Origin of the sequence: Devosia riboflavina (assembly GCF_000743575.1) — a bacterium.
GTDB classification, from domain to species: domain Bacteria; phylum Pseudomonadota; class Alphaproteobacteria; order Rhizobiales; family Devosiaceae; genus Devosia; species Devosia riboflavina.
In genome coordinates this window covers 55,462-70,762 of record NZ_JQGC01000027.1, presented here as the reverse complement: position 1 = coordinate 70,762, position 15,301 = coordinate 55,462, and the positions used below count along the sequence as shown (strand labels likewise).

Annotated in this window: 15 protein-coding genes; 13 read left to right on the top strand and 2 right to left on the bottom strand. The window is 65.3% G+C overall.

The window, feature by feature from the left end:
* From JP75_RS20895 to JP75_RS20835, 13 genes are all read left to right on the top strand, one after another.
* The gene (locus tag JP75_RS20895) at positions 1-315 is read left to right on the top strand and encodes a gene transfer agent family protein (protein ID WP_035086599.1); all 315 of its coding nucleotides are present in this window, start codon (positions 1-3) and stop codon (positions 313-315) included.
* Positions 312-503 carry a rcc01693 family protein gene (locus JP75_RS20890; RefSeq protein ID WP_035086598.1) on the top strand — a complete coding sequence of 64 codons (192 nt, stop codon included), beginning with the start codon at positions 312-314 and terminating at the stop codon, positions 501-503. The genes JP75_RS20895 and JP75_RS20890 overlap by 4 nt, the downstream gene beginning before the upstream one ends.
* Complete coding sequence (locus JP75_RS20885) at positions 493-1,032, top strand: phage tail tape measure protein (protein WP_035086597.1); 540 nt, start codon at positions 493-495, stop codon at positions 1,030-1,032. Before JP75_RS20890 ends, JP75_RS20885 begins: the two co-directional genes overlap by 11 nt.
* Positions 1,033-1,228: 196 nt before the next feature.
* A complete protein-coding gene (locus JP75_RS20880) occupies positions 1,229-1,849 on the top strand; it encodes a DUF2460 domain-containing protein (protein WP_035086595.1) in 621 nt (206 codons plus the stop codon).
* Complete coding sequence (locus tag JP75_RS20875) at positions 1,846-2,736, top strand: DUF2163 domain-containing protein (protein ID WP_035086594.1); 891 nt, start codon at positions 1,846-1,848, stop codon at positions 2,734-2,736. The genes JP75_RS20880 and JP75_RS20875 overlap by 4 nt, the downstream gene beginning before the upstream one ends.
* Positions 2,733-3,149, top strand: a complete 417-nt coding sequence (locus JP75_RS20870) for an NlpC/P60 family protein (protein WP_035086593.1) — start codon at positions 2,733-2,735, stop codon at positions 3,147-3,149. The genes JP75_RS20875 and JP75_RS20870 overlap by 4 nt, the downstream gene beginning before the upstream one ends.
* Positions 3,150-3,353: 204 nt before the next feature.
* Positions 3,354-7,103, top strand: a complete 3,750-nt coding sequence (locus tag JP75_RS20865; RefSeq protein WP_035086592.1) for a baseplate multidomain protein megatron — start codon at positions 3,354-3,356, stop codon at positions 7,101-7,103.
* Positions 7,093-7,830, top strand: a complete 738-nt coding sequence (locus tag JP75_RS20860; protein WP_084587840.1) for a glycoside hydrolase family 108 protein — start codon at positions 7,093-7,095, stop codon at positions 7,828-7,830. The genes JP75_RS20865 and JP75_RS20860 overlap by 11 nt, the downstream gene beginning before the upstream one ends.
* Positions 7,831-7,927: 97 nt before the next feature.
* On the top strand, positions 7,928-8,227 hold the full coding sequence (locus tag JP75_RS20855; protein ID WP_035086591.1) for a PepSY domain-containing protein: 300 nt from the start codon (positions 7,928-7,930) through the stop codon (positions 8,225-8,227).
* 22 nt (positions 8,228-8,249) lie between these two features.
* Complete coding sequence (locus JP75_RS20850) at positions 8,250-8,906, top strand: response regulator transcription factor (RefSeq protein ID WP_035086590.1); 657 nt, start codon at positions 8,250-8,252, stop codon at positions 8,904-8,906.
* A gap of 8 nt (positions 8,907-8,914) precedes the next feature.
* Positions 8,915-10,345, top strand: a complete 1,431-nt coding sequence (locus JP75_RS20845; RefSeq protein WP_051961057.1) for an ATP-binding protein — start codon at positions 8,915-8,917, stop codon at positions 10,343-10,345.
* Between the two features lie 59 nt (positions 10,346-10,404).
* On the top strand, positions 10,405-10,878 hold the full coding sequence (locus JP75_RS25560) for a hypothetical protein (protein ID WP_051961055.1): 474 nt from the start codon (positions 10,405-10,407) through the stop codon (positions 10,876-10,878).
* Between the two features lie 121 nt (positions 10,879-10,999).
* A complete protein-coding gene (locus JP75_RS20835) occupies positions 11,000-12,211 on the top strand; it encodes a hypothetical protein (RefSeq protein ID WP_035086589.1) in 1,212 nt (403 codons plus the stop codon).
* Here the strand turns inward: JP75_RS20835 and JP75_RS20830 are convergent.
* Both JP75_RS20830 and JP75_RS20825 read right to left on the bottom strand, forming a co-directional pair.
* Positions 12,208-14,154, bottom strand: a complete 1,947-nt coding sequence (locus JP75_RS20830) for an FAD-dependent oxidoreductase (RefSeq protein WP_035086588.1) — start codon at positions 14,152-14,154, stop codon at positions 12,208-12,210. The genes JP75_RS20835 and JP75_RS20830 overlap by 4 nt on opposite strands.
* A complete protein-coding gene (locus JP75_RS20825) occupies positions 14,151-15,227 on the bottom strand; it encodes a hypothetical protein (protein ID WP_035086587.1) in 1,077 nt (358 codons plus the stop codon). The genes JP75_RS20830 and JP75_RS20825 overlap by 4 nt, the downstream gene beginning before the upstream one ends.
* Positions 15,228-15,301: the final 74 nt, after the last annotated feature.

Genomic DNA, 15,301 nt, shown 5'->3' with positions numbered 1-15,301 from the left:
ATGGCAAATATTCATCGTGGGGAAATCGCTGCCGAGATCGGGGGCGAGACGAGGGTGCTTTGCCTGACGCTGGGAGCGCTGGCGGAGCTGGAGGCGCGGCTGGGCGCGGGGGATCTGGCGGGGCTGGCGGAGCGATTTGCGGGCGGAAAGGTGTCGGCCCGGGATCTGACGGCGATTATCGGCGCGGGGCTGCGCGGAGGTGGCAATGCCATTTCCGACGACGATCTGGCGCAGATGAGCGTCGAGGGCGGGTTGCGCGGGGTGGCCGACATTGCGGTGCGGCTGCTGCAGGCGACGTTTGGGGAGGCGGCATGAAGCCCTTTCCCTGGCGCGACGCGATGCAATTCGGGCTGGGCGTGCTGAAACTGCCGCCGGAGGCTTTCTGGAAGATGAGCCCGCGCGAGCTGGCGGCAGCCTGGGGCGCGGTTGTTGGGGACCGGGCGGGGCCGCTCGATCGGCCGGGGCTCGAGGCTTTGATGGAGAGATTCCCAGATGGCCGGTGATCTTTTTGACGAAGATTTCAGGAATGAGCTGAGCGACGTGTCGGTCGAGATCAGGCGCATCCATTCGCTGGCGGATGGGGTGGCGCGGTCGATTTCGTCGGGTTTTCGCAGCGCGCTGACGGATGGGAAATCGCTGGAGTCGGTGATTGTTGGTGTCGGCAGGGCGTTTGCCGATATGGCGCTGAAGGCGGCGTTCAAGCCGCTGGAGACGCTGGCCGGCAATGCGCTGGAGGGGCTCTTTGCTGGCCTCAATCCCGCGATCATTCCGCATGCCAAGGGCGGGGTGATTGCGACGCCGACCTATTTTCCGCTGGGTAACAATCTGGGGCTGGCGGGCGAGGCGGGGCCGGAGGCGATCATGCCGCTGGCGCGCGGGCCGGATGGTCGGCTTGGTGTCGCGGGCGGTGGGGGCGGGGTGCATGTGACGTTCAACGTGACGGCGACGGATGCGCGCAGCTTTGCGGCGAGCGAGGCGGAAATGAGCGCGATGCTGCTGAGGGCGGTTCGCAGGGGTACCCGGGGGAGTTAACCCCCCCCGTCTTCCCTTCTCCCCTTGCGGGAGAAGGTGCCCCGAAGGGGCGGATGAGGGGTATTCTTTCCGTACGAGCAAAACGCTCCTCTGCGGAGGATAGAGCACCCCTCACCCTGATTTTCTGCTGAACGCAGAAAATCTGTCCCTCTCCCGCAAGGGGCGAGGGAGGGACCGAGAGTGGGGGAACAAAAGAATGGCATTTCATCATGTGCGGTTTCCGCTCGATATCGCGCTGGGCGCGAGGGGTGGGCCGGAGCGCAAGACCGATGTCGTAACGCTGGCGGGTGGGGGCGAGCAGCGCAATGGGCGCTGGGCGCATTCGCGGCGGCGCTACAATGCTGGCTATGGGGTGAAATCGCGGGCGGACATGCAGGCGGTGTTGGCCTTTTTCGAGGAAAGGCGCGGGCGGCTGCATGGGTTCTTGTGGCGCGATGGGATCGACCATTCCTCGGGCGGCGCGGTGCCGTTGCCGGGCGATCAGGCGATCGGGACCGGCGATGGTGTGAAGGTCGGGTTTCAACTGCTGAAGCGCTATGGCGCGGCGTTTGATCCGTATTTTCGGCCGATCGGGAAGCCGGTTGAGGGCTCGGTGCGGCTGGCCGTGGCCGGGGTCGAGCGGACGAGTGGTTGGACGGTGGATGTGACGACGGGTGTCGTCAGTTTTGCTGTTGCGCCGGCGGCGGGGGCGGCGGTGAGTGCGGGGTTTCTGTTCGACGTGCCGGTGCGGTTCGATACGGATCGGCTCGATATCGAGTGGTCGAGTTTTGACGGGGCCGAGGCGCCGAACATTCCGCTGGTGGAGATCTTGCCATGAAGACGGTGGGCGCGGGATTGGCGGCGCATCTCGACCAGGGCGAGACGACGCTGGCGCATTGCTGGCGGGTGTTGCGCGGGGATGGCGTGGTGCTCGGGTTTACCGATCATGATGTCGAGCTGGTCGTGTCGGGGACGGCTTGCCGGCCGATGCATGGTCTGGTGGGCGGCGAGGTGCCGGCGCGGCTGGGGGCGCAGGTGGAGACCGGGGAAGTGCTCGGCATTCTGCATCATGACGCTATCGACGACGAGGATATTGCGCTCGGGCGCTATGATGGCGCGCGGGTGGAAACCTGGCTGGTGAACTGGGCGGAGCCGAGCCAGAACCTGCTGCTGCGGCTGGATACGATCGGCGAGATCGTGCGCGAGGACGGCACGTTTCGCGCCGAATTGCGCTCGGCGCAGGAGGCGCTGAATGCCGTGCGCGGGCGGCTCTATCACGGGCTTTGCGATGCCGTGGTGGGAGACGCGCGCTGTGGCGTGACCCTTGCCGTGCCGGGGCGGACGGGGGTGGCGACGGTTGTGTCGGTGGTTGATCCGTTTCGCGTGCTGGTCAGCGGGCTTTCGGGTTTTGCCGAGGACTGGTTTGCCTTTGGCATGGGACAGTGGTCGGGCGGCAAGCGGATGGCGTCGAAGGATGCGGTGCTGACGCATCGCAAGGGGGCTGGAGGCGATCTGCTGGGTTTTGGGCAGCGCGTGGGCGACTGGGTTGTCGCGGGCGATGTGTTTGCCGTGACGGCGGGGTGCGATCGGCGGTTTACGACCTGCAAGGCCAAGTTCGGCAATGGGGTCAATTTTCGCGGTTTTCCGCATGTACCGGGCAGCGACTATGTGCTGCGCTATCCGCGCGAGGGCGATGCGCTCGATGGACGGGCGGTGGTGCCATGAAGGCGGAGCTGGTGGTTGCGGCGGCGCGGGAATGGCTGGGGACACCCTATCGGCATCGGGCTTCGACGCTGGGGGCAGGGTGCGATTGCCTGGGGTTACTGCGCGGAGTTTGGCGGGTGCTTTATGGGGACGAGCCGATTGCGCCGCCGCCTTATCGGGCGAGCATTCGCGATCCCGAAAATGCCGGGGCGCTGAGGGCGGCTTCGGAGCGGCTCTTGTTGCCGGCGGAGGGGTCGGTTGAGGCGGGGCAGGTGGTGCTGTTTCGGCTGGCGGGGCTCGAAGAACCAAAACATTGCGGGATCATGGTGTCGAGTGAGCGGTTCATTCATGCGCAGGAAAAGCTCGGTGTCGTTGAAACCAATCTGACCGACGGCTGGGCGAAGCGGGTGAGCGGGCGGTTCTGGTTTCCGTAGCAGTTCGCAGACGCCGGCCTGCCTTCTCCCCTTGCGGGAGAAGGTGCCCCGAAGGGGCGGATGAGGGGTATGCGATGTTACTACTCGCTCCTCTGCGGAGGAGAGAACCCCTCACCCTGGAATTTCTTCTGAACGAAGAAATTCCTGTCCCTCTCCCTCAAGGGGCGAGGGAAGAGGCGGGCTCACGAATAAAGGACCAAAAACATGGCGACTTTGGCTTTATCTCTGGCGGGGCAGTTCGCCGGGGGGCTCGTTGGTGGGCCGATTGGCGCGACGGTGGGGCGGGCGCTGGGGGCGCTGGCGGGGAGCGCCATCGATAGCTGGCTGTTTGGCGAGACGCCGAAGCAGCGCGAGCAGGCGACGTTTGACGTCAGGATTGGCGGGTCGGTCGAGGGGGCGGCCATTCCGCGGCTTTATGGCTGGGGGCGGCTTTCTGGGAACATCATCTGGGCGCGCGAGCTGGAAGTGCTGGGCGGCGAGACGGCGGGCGCCAAGGGTTGGGGGCAGCAGCCCCAGCAGCAGGAAAAGGAAGACGAGATCGGCGCGAGCTTTGCCATCGGGTTTTGCGAGGGGCGAGTGACGCGGCTGGGGCGGGTCTGGGCGGATGGGCAACTGCTTGATCTCAGGGGGATCAACTACCGCTTCTATGACGGCAGCAACGGGCAGATGCCGGATGGGCTGATCGAGGCGACGCAGGGGGCGGGCAATGCGCCGGCCTATCGCGGGCTCTGCTACATGGTATTTGAGAACCTACCGCTCTCGCGCTTCGGCAATCGCATTCCGCAGATTTCGGCGGAGCTTTGCCGGCCGGTGGGGGATCTTGAAACGTCCATTCGCGCGGTGACGGTGATCCCGGGGGCGACGGAGTTTGGCTATGACCCGGTGCCGCGCCTGCGCGTGCTGGGCATGGGGACGGGCGCGGCGGAAAATGCGCATGTGCAGCCCGGTGTCAGCGACTGGACCGTGTCCATCAATGAGCTGCAGGAGCTTTGCCCGAACCTCAAACATGTGTCGCTGGTGGTGAGCTGGTTCGGCAATGACCTGCGCTGCGGGTCTTGCCAGATCGGGCCGCGGGTCGAGGCGGCGAGCCGGGATGTGCAGGGCGTTTCCTGGAGCGTCGCGGGATTTTCGCGCGGGTCCGTGCCGGTGGTGTCGAGCCATGGGGGCGGGCCCGCTTATGGCGGGACGCCCTCGGATGGGGCGGTGCGCGCGGCGATCGCGGACCTGCGGGCGCGCGGGCTTTCTGTGACGCTTTATCCGCTGATCATGATGGATGTGCCTGATGGCAATGGTCTGGCTGATCCCTATGGCGGGAGCCAGCAGGCGAGCTATCCGTGGCGCGGGCGCATTACCTGTCATCCGGCGGTGGGTGTTTCCGGATCGCCGGATGGTACTGCGACGGCGACGAGCCAGGTGGCGGCGTTTTTGCCGGGCTATCGGGCGATGATCCTCCACTATGCGCAGATGGCGGCTGAGACGGGTGTCGAGACGCTGCTTATCGGCTCGGAAATGCGTGGGATGACGACCGTGCGCGGGGCGGGGAATTCGTTTCCCTTCGTTGCGGCGCTGGTCGCGCTGGCGGCGGATGCGCGGGCGATCGTCGGGTCGTCGACGAAGCTCAGCTATGCGGCGGATTGGAGCGAGTATTCGGGCTATCAGCCGGGGGGCGGCCAAAAGTTCTTTCATCTCGATCCGCTCTGGGCCTCACCCAATATCGATGCGGTGGGGATCGACTGCTATATGCCGGCGGCCGATTGGCGGGATGGCCAGGGGCATCTCGATGCGGCGGCGGGGAGTACGCATGACCCCGATTATCTCGGCAGCAATATTGCCGGGGGTGAGGGGTTCGACTGGTATTATGCCAGCGATGCGGATCGGGTGGCGCAGGTGCGCACACCGATTGCCGATGGGGCGCATGGCGAGCATTGGATCTGGCGATACAAGGATATTTCGGCCTTCTGGGGCCAGTATCATTATGATCGGCCGGGTGGCGTAAGGGCAGGATCGCCGACGGCCTGGGTGCCGGGCTCGAAGCCGATTTGGCTAACAGAGCTTGGGTGCGCCGCAGTCGACAAAGGGGCGAACCAGCCCAATATTTTCGGTGACGCGAAGAGTTCTGAGGGCGGGCGACCGTACTTTTCCAATGGGCTGTCGGACCCGCTGATCCAGCGACAGTTTTTGCGGGCGCATTACCGGCACTGGGGGAGCCCGGCCAAAAATCCGGCGGGCATGGTCGATCCCGAGCGGATCTATTGCTGGACTTGGGATGCGCGGCCGTATCCGGCTTTTCCGGCACGGACCGATGTCTGGGCCGACGGCGTCAATCATGCCACGGGGCACTGGCTGACCGGGCGGCTCGGGGCCATGAGCAATGACGAAATGGCTTCGGCCATGGCGGCCGAGCATGGCGCGGTAGTGCATGCCGGGGCGTCCGATCCCATGGTTGCGGGTGTGATCCTTTCGGGGCCGGGTACAGCGCGCGATGCGCTGGAACCGCTGCTCGAAATTACCGGGCAAAGGCTGGTGGCGCGTGGGGGCGTGCTCGTGGCCATTTCGGCGCGCGGGGGCCCGGTTGTCGGATTCGAGCGCGAGGAATTGGCGCAGGACGAGGGCGCGGTGCTCTCGCAGCGCCGGGCGGCGGCGGTGGAACGGCCGGGGCGGTTGGCGCTGGTGCATTTCGACAAGGGGCGCGACTATCTTTCTGCCTCGGCGACGGCGGTGCGTCCGGGCGCGGGGCAATTGGTCAGCGAAAGCGTCAATATGGTGCTCGATGGGGCATCGGCGCGCCTCGCGGCGGAGCGGCTACTGGATGATCGCGCCGCGTCGGCGGATACGGTGGAGTTTTCCCTGCCGCCCAATCTCGTGGCGATCGAACCGGGGGATCGGGTGGTGGTCGACGGGGAGGGGCCGTACGAAGTCACCGAGATCCGCGATGGCGCGGTGCGGCGGATAACGGCGCGGGCGGTTTCGGCGGGCACGGCTTCAGCGACGGGGATTGATCGGGCGCCGGCGACGGCACCGGTGGTTGGACTGGCGGTGGCGCCGGTGGTTTTTGCCGCACATCTGCCGCCGCTGGCAAGCGATCCCGGCCGGAGCCGGCTGGTATTTGGCGCCTATGCAAAACCCTGGCCGGGAACGGTGCGGTTGGTCGATGTGGCGACGGGTGCCGGGTTGCTCGATCTGACGCGGGCGGCGGCCCTGGGCGAAGTGGTCGAGGGCATTGGTCCGGGGCCGGTCGCGGTCTGGGATCGGGGGAGCGATCTCAGCATCCGGCTCTATGGCGGGCATATTGCCAATGGGGCGGAGGCGGGGGTGCTCGCCGGAAGCAATCGGCTGGCGATGGAGACCGATGCCGGGTTCTGGGAGGTGATCGGTTTTGCCGAGGCGGAGCTGGTCGACCCGGGGCTTTATCGGCTGACGAAACTGCTGCGCGGGCTGGAGGGCACGGACTGGGCCATGGGGCCGGTGTCGCCCGGGCGGCGGGTGATCGTGCTCGATGGCAAGGTGGGCGTGGTGCCGGTCGAGGCCGGGCGGCTGGGAGAGGCGCGGGATATTCACGCCTATGCCGGTACGGCCGATCTCGTCGGTCAGGTGCTCACCGTTTCGACGACAACCGAACCGGGATTGCCGTTGGCGCCGGTCCATCTGCGAGCCGAAAGGAATGGGGCGGACGCAGTTGTCTTTTCCTGGATGCGGCGCAGCCGAGCCGAGGACGATGCCTGGGGGGCGGCGGAGCCGGCTTTGGAAGTGACGCCCGAGCTCTATCGGCTTTCCATTTTTGATGGCTTGACGCTCAAGCGCAGCATCGAGGTTTCGATGGCTTCGGCGAGCTATGGCGCAGCCGAACAGGCTGCGGATTTCGGCGGCCTTGCTACCAGTTTCGGATTTTCGGTGGCGCAGGTGAGTGCGGCGCTGGGCGCAGGTCATGCGGCGGAGGGGATCTATGGCGAATGACGAGCGGTTCGAGCGCTGCCTGACTGAAATTCTGCGGCACGAGGGCGGCTATGTCGACCATCCCAGCGATCCCGGCGGGGCCACCAATATGGGGATTACCCGCAAGACGCTGGCGCGTTGGCGAAAGGTGACGCCCTGGACGGGTTTGCCCAAGACGGCAGTCGCAGCGCTGACGCGGAATGAAGCGGCGCTGATCTATCGGGCAAATTATTGGAACACGGCTAAGGCCGGTTCCATGCCGAGCGGGGTCGACCTGGCGCTGTTCGACTTTGCCGTCAATTCGGGTCCGGACCGGGCAGCGCGTGTGCTGCAGGCGGCGCTTGGCGTCGCGGCCGATGGCGAGATCGGGCCGGTAACGCTGGCGGCGGTCGAAGCGGCCGATCCAAGGCGACTTATCAATATGCTCTGCGACCGGCGCCTGAGCTTTCTCCAGCGGCTGACCAGTTTTGCGGTCTTTGGCCGGGGCTGGACGCGCCGCGTGGCCGAAATCAGGGCGGCAGCGCTGATTGATGTGAAACTTCCTTCATCCATGCAACGGAGAGAAATCATGACCATGTTGTCGGGCTACCGGACCTATATTGTCGCGGCTTTCATGCTGGTGGCCGGTTTGGCGCAGGTGCTGGGGGTGGAGCTGCCCGCGCTCGACGGCGGTTCGGCGGGCAGCCTCATTCTGGAAGCCCTGGCCATCATCTTCCTGCGCAAGGGGCTCAAAAGCGACGCAGCGTGAGATGCGCGCGGGGCCCCGCGCATAATGGGAACTGTGGACGCCAAGATGAATTGCCTTATTCATGTCCCATTCAGTAAGACCCCGCTAGTTTGGCCTCATGAAAACCAAAGCCCCAAAACCTTCCGCTGCTGCTGCCATCGCCCTGGCGCTCGCCCTTGCCCTTGCGGGCACCGGAACGAGCCAGGCCCAGGCCTGCCTTGGCCGCCAGGAAATTCAGGAGGCGGTCACCTCCGGCCAGATCATGTCGCTCGATGCGGTATTGGCCTCGGCCGGGGTCGATCCCTCTGCTGAAATCCTGAACGTTCAGGTTTGTGACCAGGGCGGGCAACTGGTTTATATCATTGGTGTCTTGACGGCTGACGGTCAGGCGCAGAATTTGGTTCTGAACGCGCAATAGCAGCTGAGCGGCGGGGGCAGTCATGCGTATTCTAGTTGTCGAAGACGATACCAATCTCAACAGGCAGCTCAAGGAAGCTCTGACCGAAGCAGGCTATGTCGTGGACGTGGCCTTTGACGGGGAAGAGGGACATTTCCTCGGCGATACCGAACCCTATGACGCGGTGGTGCTCGATATCGGCCTACCGCAGATGGATGGCCTTTCCGTGCTCGAAGAATGGCGGCGGGCGGGCAAGACCCTGCCCGTGCTGCTGCTGACGGCGCGCGATCGCTGGAGCGACAAGGTGCAGGGCATCGATGCCGGCGCCGATGACTACGTGGCAAAGCCGTTCCATATGGAAGAAGTGCTGGCGCGCCTCCGCGCGCTGGTGCGCCGCGCCGCGGGGCATGCCAGCAATGAAATCACGGCCGGACCCGTGCGGCTCGATGCGCGTTCGGGCCGGGTGACCGTGGACGGGCAGGCGATCAAGCTGACGAGCCACGAATTGCGGCTCCTCAGCTATCTCATGCACCACAAGGGCAAGGTGGTGTCGCGCACCGAGCTTACAGAGCATCTCTACGACCAGGATTTTGATCGCGATAGCAACACGATCGAAGTGTTTGTCGGGCGCCTGCGCAAGAAGCTGCCGGAAGACTGCATCCAGACCGTGCGTGGCCTCGGCTACCAGATCATCGAGTAGGTTCGGCCTTGTCCAGCGAGGCCGAGAAACCGGCGCCGCAACCCCAGGCGGCCAAGAACTGGCTGCGCAAGGGCTCCATTGCCGCCTCGCTTTTCTGGCTGACGGTGGGGTGGCTCGTCGTAGCGCTGCTCGCGACTGGCTTTCTGCTCACCGATCTTTATTCGCGCGCACTCGATACGACGCTGTCGCAGACGCTGGATTTTCACGTCGAAAGCCTTGCCGGCATCCTGCTCGAAGTGGGCGATCCGCGTGATCCCGATATTGCTCTGGCCGACCCGCGTTTCGACCGGCCGCGTTCGGGCTGGTACTGGATCATTCGCGATGGCGACGGTGTGCTCGTCAATCTCTCGACGTCGGTGGTCGGCATCGACCTGCCGCAACTGACCGGGTCGCTCGATGAACTCGGGCGGCGCACGGGCGTCGTGGCGGATGCGTTCGGCACCCAGCTCCGCGTTCTCGAACGCAGCGTGACGCTCGATGGCGAAACCTATCGCATCGAGGTGGCGGGCAATCTCACCGAAATTCTCGGCCTCGTCGAAGATTTCCGCGGGCAGACTTTTATCGTGCTCGGCGCGGTCGGGGCCATGCTGGCGATCATGAGCGTGATCGTGGCGCGCTTTGCGCTGCGGCCGATCGACAAGCTCAGCGCTGCCATTGAAAGCGTGCGCGAGGGTGAAAGCACCGAAATCACCGGGCAATATCCCACCGAAATCGCGCCTTTGGCCGAAGAGGTCAACGAATTGCTGCGCTCGAATGCGCAGATCATCGAGCGGGCGCGCAATCAGGTGGGCAATCTTGCCCATGGGCTGAAGACGCCGATTGCAGTGCTTCGCAACGAGGCAGGCGCCAAGAAGGGTGCGCTGGCTGACGTCGTGCAGGCCGAGACCGAGAAAATGAGCAATATGGTCTCGACCTATCTCGAACGGGCGCGGCTGGCAGCCCGTACATCCATTGTCGGCAAGAAGGCCGACTCGACCATGATCATGCTGCGCCTGACACGCGTGATGCGCAAAATCCATCCCGATGTGACCGTGGCTTTCCAGCGGCCGGATGCTTCGCTGCCCTGGTTCAGGGGAGACGAGGCCGACCTCGAGGAAATGGCGGGGAACCTGCTCGACAATGCCTGCAAGTGGTCCAAGGGGCAGGTAGGGGTGCGGCTCTCGAGCGAGCGCAACGCCAAGGGCACGCAGTTGCTGATTCGTATTGATGACAACGGCCCCGGACTTTCCGAGGACGACGCGCGCAAAGTGTTGCGCCGCGGTGTCAGGCTGGACGAGAAAACGCCGGGATCCGGACTTGGGCTGGATATCGTCAAGGAACTGGTTGATGTCTACGGCGGAAGTCTCGAGCTCAAGCGTTCCGCGCTTGGCGGGCTTCTGGTCGAACTCCGCCTGCCCACGGCACGGCTGGGCGGTTTGGTTCGATCCCCTGCGGCCTGACGCACTTTCGCCGCATTGGCTCAACAAGTACCGACCATATGCTGAAAAGGTCCATATCAATGAATCGCTTCGCCTTGTTTGCCACGCCAGTTCTTGCTCTGGTTCTCGCCGGTTGCTCCAGCACCGGGACGAGCCAGGTGGCCCAGGCGCCGGTTGTCACTGCTCCCGTCATCGCCCAGCCGCTGGTGCCGAGTTCGGCCCAGAACGTGCAGCAGGCGCGCCTGACGACCAATATCTCGAACGGTTTCGTTGATCCGGCAGCCCTCGCCGTGATGACCGCCAAGGATTCGAACGAAGCCAATAGCGCCCAGTTCTACGCCCTGCAGTTCGGCCGCCCGGGCGCCCCGCGCCAGTGGGCCGGCGACAAGGGCACGACCGGTTCGGTTTCCGTGGGACCCTATGTTCGCGTCAACAATCTCGACTGCCGCGACTTCACCCACACGGTCAAGGTCAATGGCCAGGACTACGTGAAGAAGGGCACCGCCTGCCGCGAGCAGACCGGCAACTGGAACGTGGTCCAGGGCGCGGCCTGAAAACCTCAGCCATTTGGTGATGCTGGCCGGTCTTCGCGATAAGTCCGCACTCGGCAGTTAAGGATTGTTTACCTGCGGGCGTTAGGCTCGCAGGCAAACACCCCTCTGACCGATAGTATTGATGACACAGCTTGCCAACCGCGCGGACGTGAGTGCGTCGGCCCCGACAAACTCGGGTGCCGCAGCCACCAGGGCTTCGGGGCCCTTCTGCGGCCTCATCGATGCCGTTCTTGTGCAGGAACCGGTGATCGAGAATTTTCCCGGATCGGTGAATGCCGAAGCGGCCCAGGCCATATGGGTCTGGGTGACGCGTGACCTCTGCAACGACATTTTCGCGCCCGAAAAGCTGAGCAGCGGCACGCTGATGGCTGCCGATGTCGAAGCGGCCATGCCCGAAATTCTCGGCCGCATGAAGGCCGGGCTCGCCCAGGGCCAGGCCGATGCCGAAGGCGCGCGGCGTCTTTCGGCGCAATTGGGCCGCGAGGACGCGCGACATCACCTGCCGACCGTGATGCTGGCCCTCCGCAACCGGGCGCTTTTGGGCAAAGCCCAGGCTTTTGGCAAGGCGACCAATACGATCTCCGACGAAACCGCACTCGGCACCGCCATGCAGGCCATGCCGCTGCAGGACCCGGCGCTCGCCGCACTGGTTTTTCAGGCGGCCATGGGGCAGGTGGCGCAGCCCACCAAACTCATCCTCGCCGCGATCAAGGTTTCCGGCGCCGCCACCGAAGTTTCGGTGCGCCGTTCGGGCCTGGGGCCGCTGATCGATGCCTGTGTGTCGCATGCGCAGAACCAGTTGCGGTACTTCCAGGCCATTGGGCCCTTCGCCGATGTCGACCTGATCTGCCGGGCGCTCGAGCGTTTCCATAGGCTGGTGCGCGCCCTGACCGGCTACCTCGAATTCTCCCGCGGCAGCCAGGCGACGGCCGTCTTGTCGGCCATCACCAAGCATGTCTCGGACCGCATCGAGCCTCGGCTCAAGGAGGTCGTCACCGACCTCAACCAGGCCATGCGCCGGCGCGAAACTACCGACCGGCTCGATACCGACAAGCTGCTGGCGGCGGTGGGTGGGATTTATCTCCTCGCTACCGTGCGCGATTGCCGCGATTCCCTGGCGCTCAACACGGTCTATGAGCAAGCCTGGCACCAGTCGGGACAGGCGCTCGAAATTCACATCCAGCGCAATATGGATCTCTTCAAGGAAAATCCGGACGACGCCAATACCATCGCCCGCCTCGATGCCGTCATTCAGATGGCGCAGGTGCGTTTCTCGCCGGAATATGCCGATACGCTGAAGCGTGCGCGGCAGGCGGCAGAGCGGCGGAACTAGGTTTCCACCTCGGCCGGGACGGCCTGGCCGAGATCGCGTACCACGGCATCGCGAACCGAAGCGGCAACAAGCGCTTCGGTCTTGCCGTTGCGAGTACGCAGGACGACGCCGACTGCTCGTCGCGGATCAAGCGTATCTTCCCCTTCGAAAATCAGGGCGCCGCTGCCAAGCTGGCGCGACGGGTCGTGGCGCAGGGTCGCCACAACGGCATCATGGCCAAAGCGATCCGCGAGATAGGGCGGAGCCCCGATGCTGTATTCCGCGGTTGTTTGCTGCGGCGGGACGACGGCTGTGAGAGGCACGAGCGCAACGCGCTCCTGCGCGACCACCCCGGCAGAGTCCGGCGGGATGAGGCCGATGCTGACCCCAGCACAAATGGCGCCGATGGAGAGCGGTTGTGGTGCTTCCGACAGGACTCGCACCGGTCCCGTATGGGAGCCACGAAAAATCTGCGTCCAGCGGCGTCGTGGTGGCGGGGCCGGACGCAGCATCAAGGTATTGTCGGCATCGAGATAGGTGGGCGCGGGCGCGTCTTCGCTATCGCCCACGTACATCTGCCGGTCGGGGGTTTCATAAAAGGCGTCGATGACGGGATCGTCGACACCCTGGCCGGGGCGACCGAGCAGGCGATCGACGGCATGAATGCCGCTCGTGACGCAGCCGCGTCGGGTGAAATGTCCCGCGGCGGAGCCAGCGAGGACGAGGCCCGGCACTTCGCCCAGGGGTTCGAGGCGTTCCCTGCGCATATTCCAGCGGCTTTCGCCGCCGGCCAGGTGCCAGAGCGTCAGGTCCGGCTGCCAGCCGCCGCAGAGCACGAGGCGGTCGACGGCAACCGGCTCGCCATGCGGCAGCTCGACCGAAAGGCGGCCACCGGCGCCGGGCATGACGGCGAGCGGAATAGTGCCGGGAAACTGCCTGAAACCATAGGCCTTGCAGAATTCGATATAGCGGGAGCTGGCCTGGTCGCGGCCATCGAGGATGCGATCAAGGTTGATATTGCTTTCGGCGAGCAGGGTGGCGAGGCGATAGGCGGGATTGGCGGAGGTGGCAAGGAGCCAGGATTGGCCCGGCCAGATGCCGTAGCGATAGGCGAGTTCGAACGCTTCCTGGGCGCCCGCTATCCCGGGCAGGCGATTGCCCGGCAGCACGGGCAGGCGCTCGAATGCGCCGGTGGCGAGGACGATATGGCGCGCCGGCAGGTCGACCACCCGGCTTTCGACGCGCTCGCCGCTGATATCGAGCTGGTGCACGCGTACGACGCCTTCGCCGATGGCAAAAACTTCGGCATGGGTGAGAACCGTGATTGTCGAATTCACCGCAATTTCGGCGGTCAGCGCCGCGATATTTTCCTCGGGCGTGCTTTCGCCATCCTGGGTGCCGAAAAGGCCGGAATGACCGCCGAGATGCGGGCTTGCCTCGATGAGCTTGACCTTGAGCCCCGCATGGGCGCCGGCAAGGGCCGCGGCCATGCCGGCAACACCGCCACCGACAACGACCAGGTCGGTGGGTTCGGCCTTCTCGCCCCGAATGGAGCGCCAGGGACGCACGAGACTATTGGGCGTATCAAGCGCGAGGCCGAGCGTGCGTCCCGGCTGGAAGAGGCGCGCGAAGAGGCCGGCTGTCGGGCCTTCGGCGACGATACGATATTCGGCGCCATCGCGGGCGGGCGTGCGCTCCATCGGCAGGGCGTGCTCGGGCAGACTGGCTTTGGCAGCATAGGCAATGGCGGGAGCAGCCCCGGCGCGGAGACCAAGCGGCTGGCCGGCATGGGTGCCAATCGTATCGACGCCCGCGGCGAGGAGAGCGCTGAGGACCGTGTCACCCTGAAAGCCGGGCGTGACGCGGCCGTTGATGGTGAACCGGATCGGGCGGGTCCGGTCGATATGCGCGCCGGCAAGGCCCTTGCCGGTGGTGGCGGGCAGGCGATTGGTCTGTGGCCTCATGCCGCCTGCTCTTCGATCCGGGAATTGAACTCGGCGACGGAACGACCGAGACCGCGCTTGTCGGGGCGGCGCGCCTCGCACCATTCGGCCTCGTCGTCGCTCGCCTCTCCCGCGAGCCAGCGCGCCAGAGCGGGCGCCAGAAAGGCGCCGATCGGTCCGAGGCCGGTGAGGATGAGCGGTCCATCGCTGGCGACGGGGCCAAGGAGTGGGGCGCCATCGTTCGGCATCAGGATTTCGTATCCGACCTGGCCGACCTGCTGCAATTGTCCGGTCTCGGCGAGCAGCGTCGCGAGGCGGCCGGAAAAGGCACTGAGACCACCCGGACCCATGGCAGCCATGCCGCCTTCCTCGTGTTGCACGAGAATGGTGCCACTATCGAGCTGCATCATGATCGGGCCGGCGAGGTGGCGGCTCGATGCGGTCAGGATGGTTGCGTGCGGCTGGCGCAGCAATTGGGCCGGCCATTGCCAGCCCGGCAAGGAGCGCAAAATGGCCGAGTCATCGACAAGGATGGCGCGACGGGCGATGAGCATTTCCTCGCCGGCCTTGATGGCAGTAGCGCCGCCGGGCGCCATGGTTGCGGCCTCGGGGGCGAGGCGGCGAACACCGCTTTCGCCCAGCCAGGCTTCCATGGCAGGCTCGAAGCCCGGGCGATGAATGGTCACGGCGTCGTTGATGCGCAGGGCAGTGCGGTCGACGCCGATCTTTGCCGGCGGCACGGTTTCGAGGATCATGCCATGGGCGCGGGCCATGTGCGAAAAATGCCCGAGGGCCTCGCGGGCGGCCGGGCCATCGGCAAAGAAAATGGGGTCGACGCGGCGCAGCGCATGGCGTCCCCCGATCCTCGTGACAAGCTTGGAAATATCAGGCAGGCAGGCCTTTAGCAGCGCCCAGGTTTCGGGCCGCGTGATCGGGGCGACCGACATGTCGAGCGTCCGCGGCAGGCGATAACGCGCCTGGGCGTCCCCGACGATGAACACGCTGCGCTTGTGCCGGCTCGCCAGCAGACCGGCGATGAGCCCGGCCAGGGGGCTCGAACCGAAGACGGCAAAATCCAGCTCGGCCTCGCTCATGCCCTCAAATCCCTGCGACCGGCTGCCGCTGTGGCAATGCGTCCACAGCGAACACGCGGGTTTTGATGGTTTTT

Bases quoted from the DNA above. Each gene is read 5' to 3' on its own strand.
- JP75_RS20895 (WP_035086599.1), top strand. From the start codon at position 1: ATGGCAAATATTCATCGTGGGGAAATCGCTGCCGAGATCGGGGGCGAG.
- JP75_RS20890 (WP_035086598.1), top strand. From the start codon at position 312: ATGAAGCCCTTTCCCTGGCGCGACGCGATGCAATTCGGGCTGGGCGTG.
- JP75_RS20885 (WP_035086597.1), top strand. From the start codon at position 493: ATGGCCGGTGATCTTTTTGACGAAGATTTCAGGAATGAGCTGAGCGAC.
- JP75_RS20880 (WP_035086595.1), top strand. From the start codon at position 1,229: ATGGCATTTCATCATGTGCGGTTTCCGCTCGATATCGCGCTGGGCGCG.
- JP75_RS20875 (WP_035086594.1), top strand. From the start codon at position 1,846: ATGAAGACGGTGGGCGCGGGATTGGCGGCGCATCTCGACCAGGGCGAG.
- JP75_RS20870 (WP_035086593.1), top strand. From the start codon at position 2,733: ATGAAGGCGGAGCTGGTGGTTGCGGCGGCGCGGGAATGGCTGGGGACA.
- JP75_RS20865 (WP_035086592.1), top strand. From the start codon at position 3,354: ATGGCGACTTTGGCTTTATCTCTGGCGGGGCAGTTCGCCGGGGGGCTC.
- JP75_RS20860 (WP_084587840.1), top strand. From the start codon at position 7,093: ATGGCGAATGACGAGCGGTTCGAGCGCTGCCTGACTGAAATTCTGCGG.
- JP75_RS20855 (WP_035086591.1), top strand. From the start codon at position 7,928: ATGAAAACCAAAGCCCCAAAACCTTCCGCTGCTGCTGCCATCGCCCTG.
- JP75_RS20850 (WP_035086590.1), top strand. From the start codon at position 8,250: ATGCGTATTCTAGTTGTCGAAGACGATACCAATCTCAACAGGCAGCTC.
- JP75_RS25560 (WP_051961055.1), top strand. From the start codon at position 10,405: ATGAATCGCTTCGCCTTGTTTGCCACGCCAGTTCTTGCTCTGGTTCTC.
- JP75_RS20835 (WP_035086589.1), top strand. From the start codon at position 11,000: ATGACACAGCTTGCCAACCGCGCGGACGTGAGTGCGTCGGCCCCGACA.
- JP75_RS20830 (WP_035086588.1), bottom strand. From the start codon at position 14,154: ATGAGGCCACAGACCAATCGCCTGCCCGCCACCACCGGCAAGGGCCTT.
- JP75_RS20825 (WP_035086587.1), bottom strand. From the start codon at position 15,227: ATGAGCGAGGCCGAGCTGGATTTTGCCGTCTTCGGTTCGAGCCCCCTG.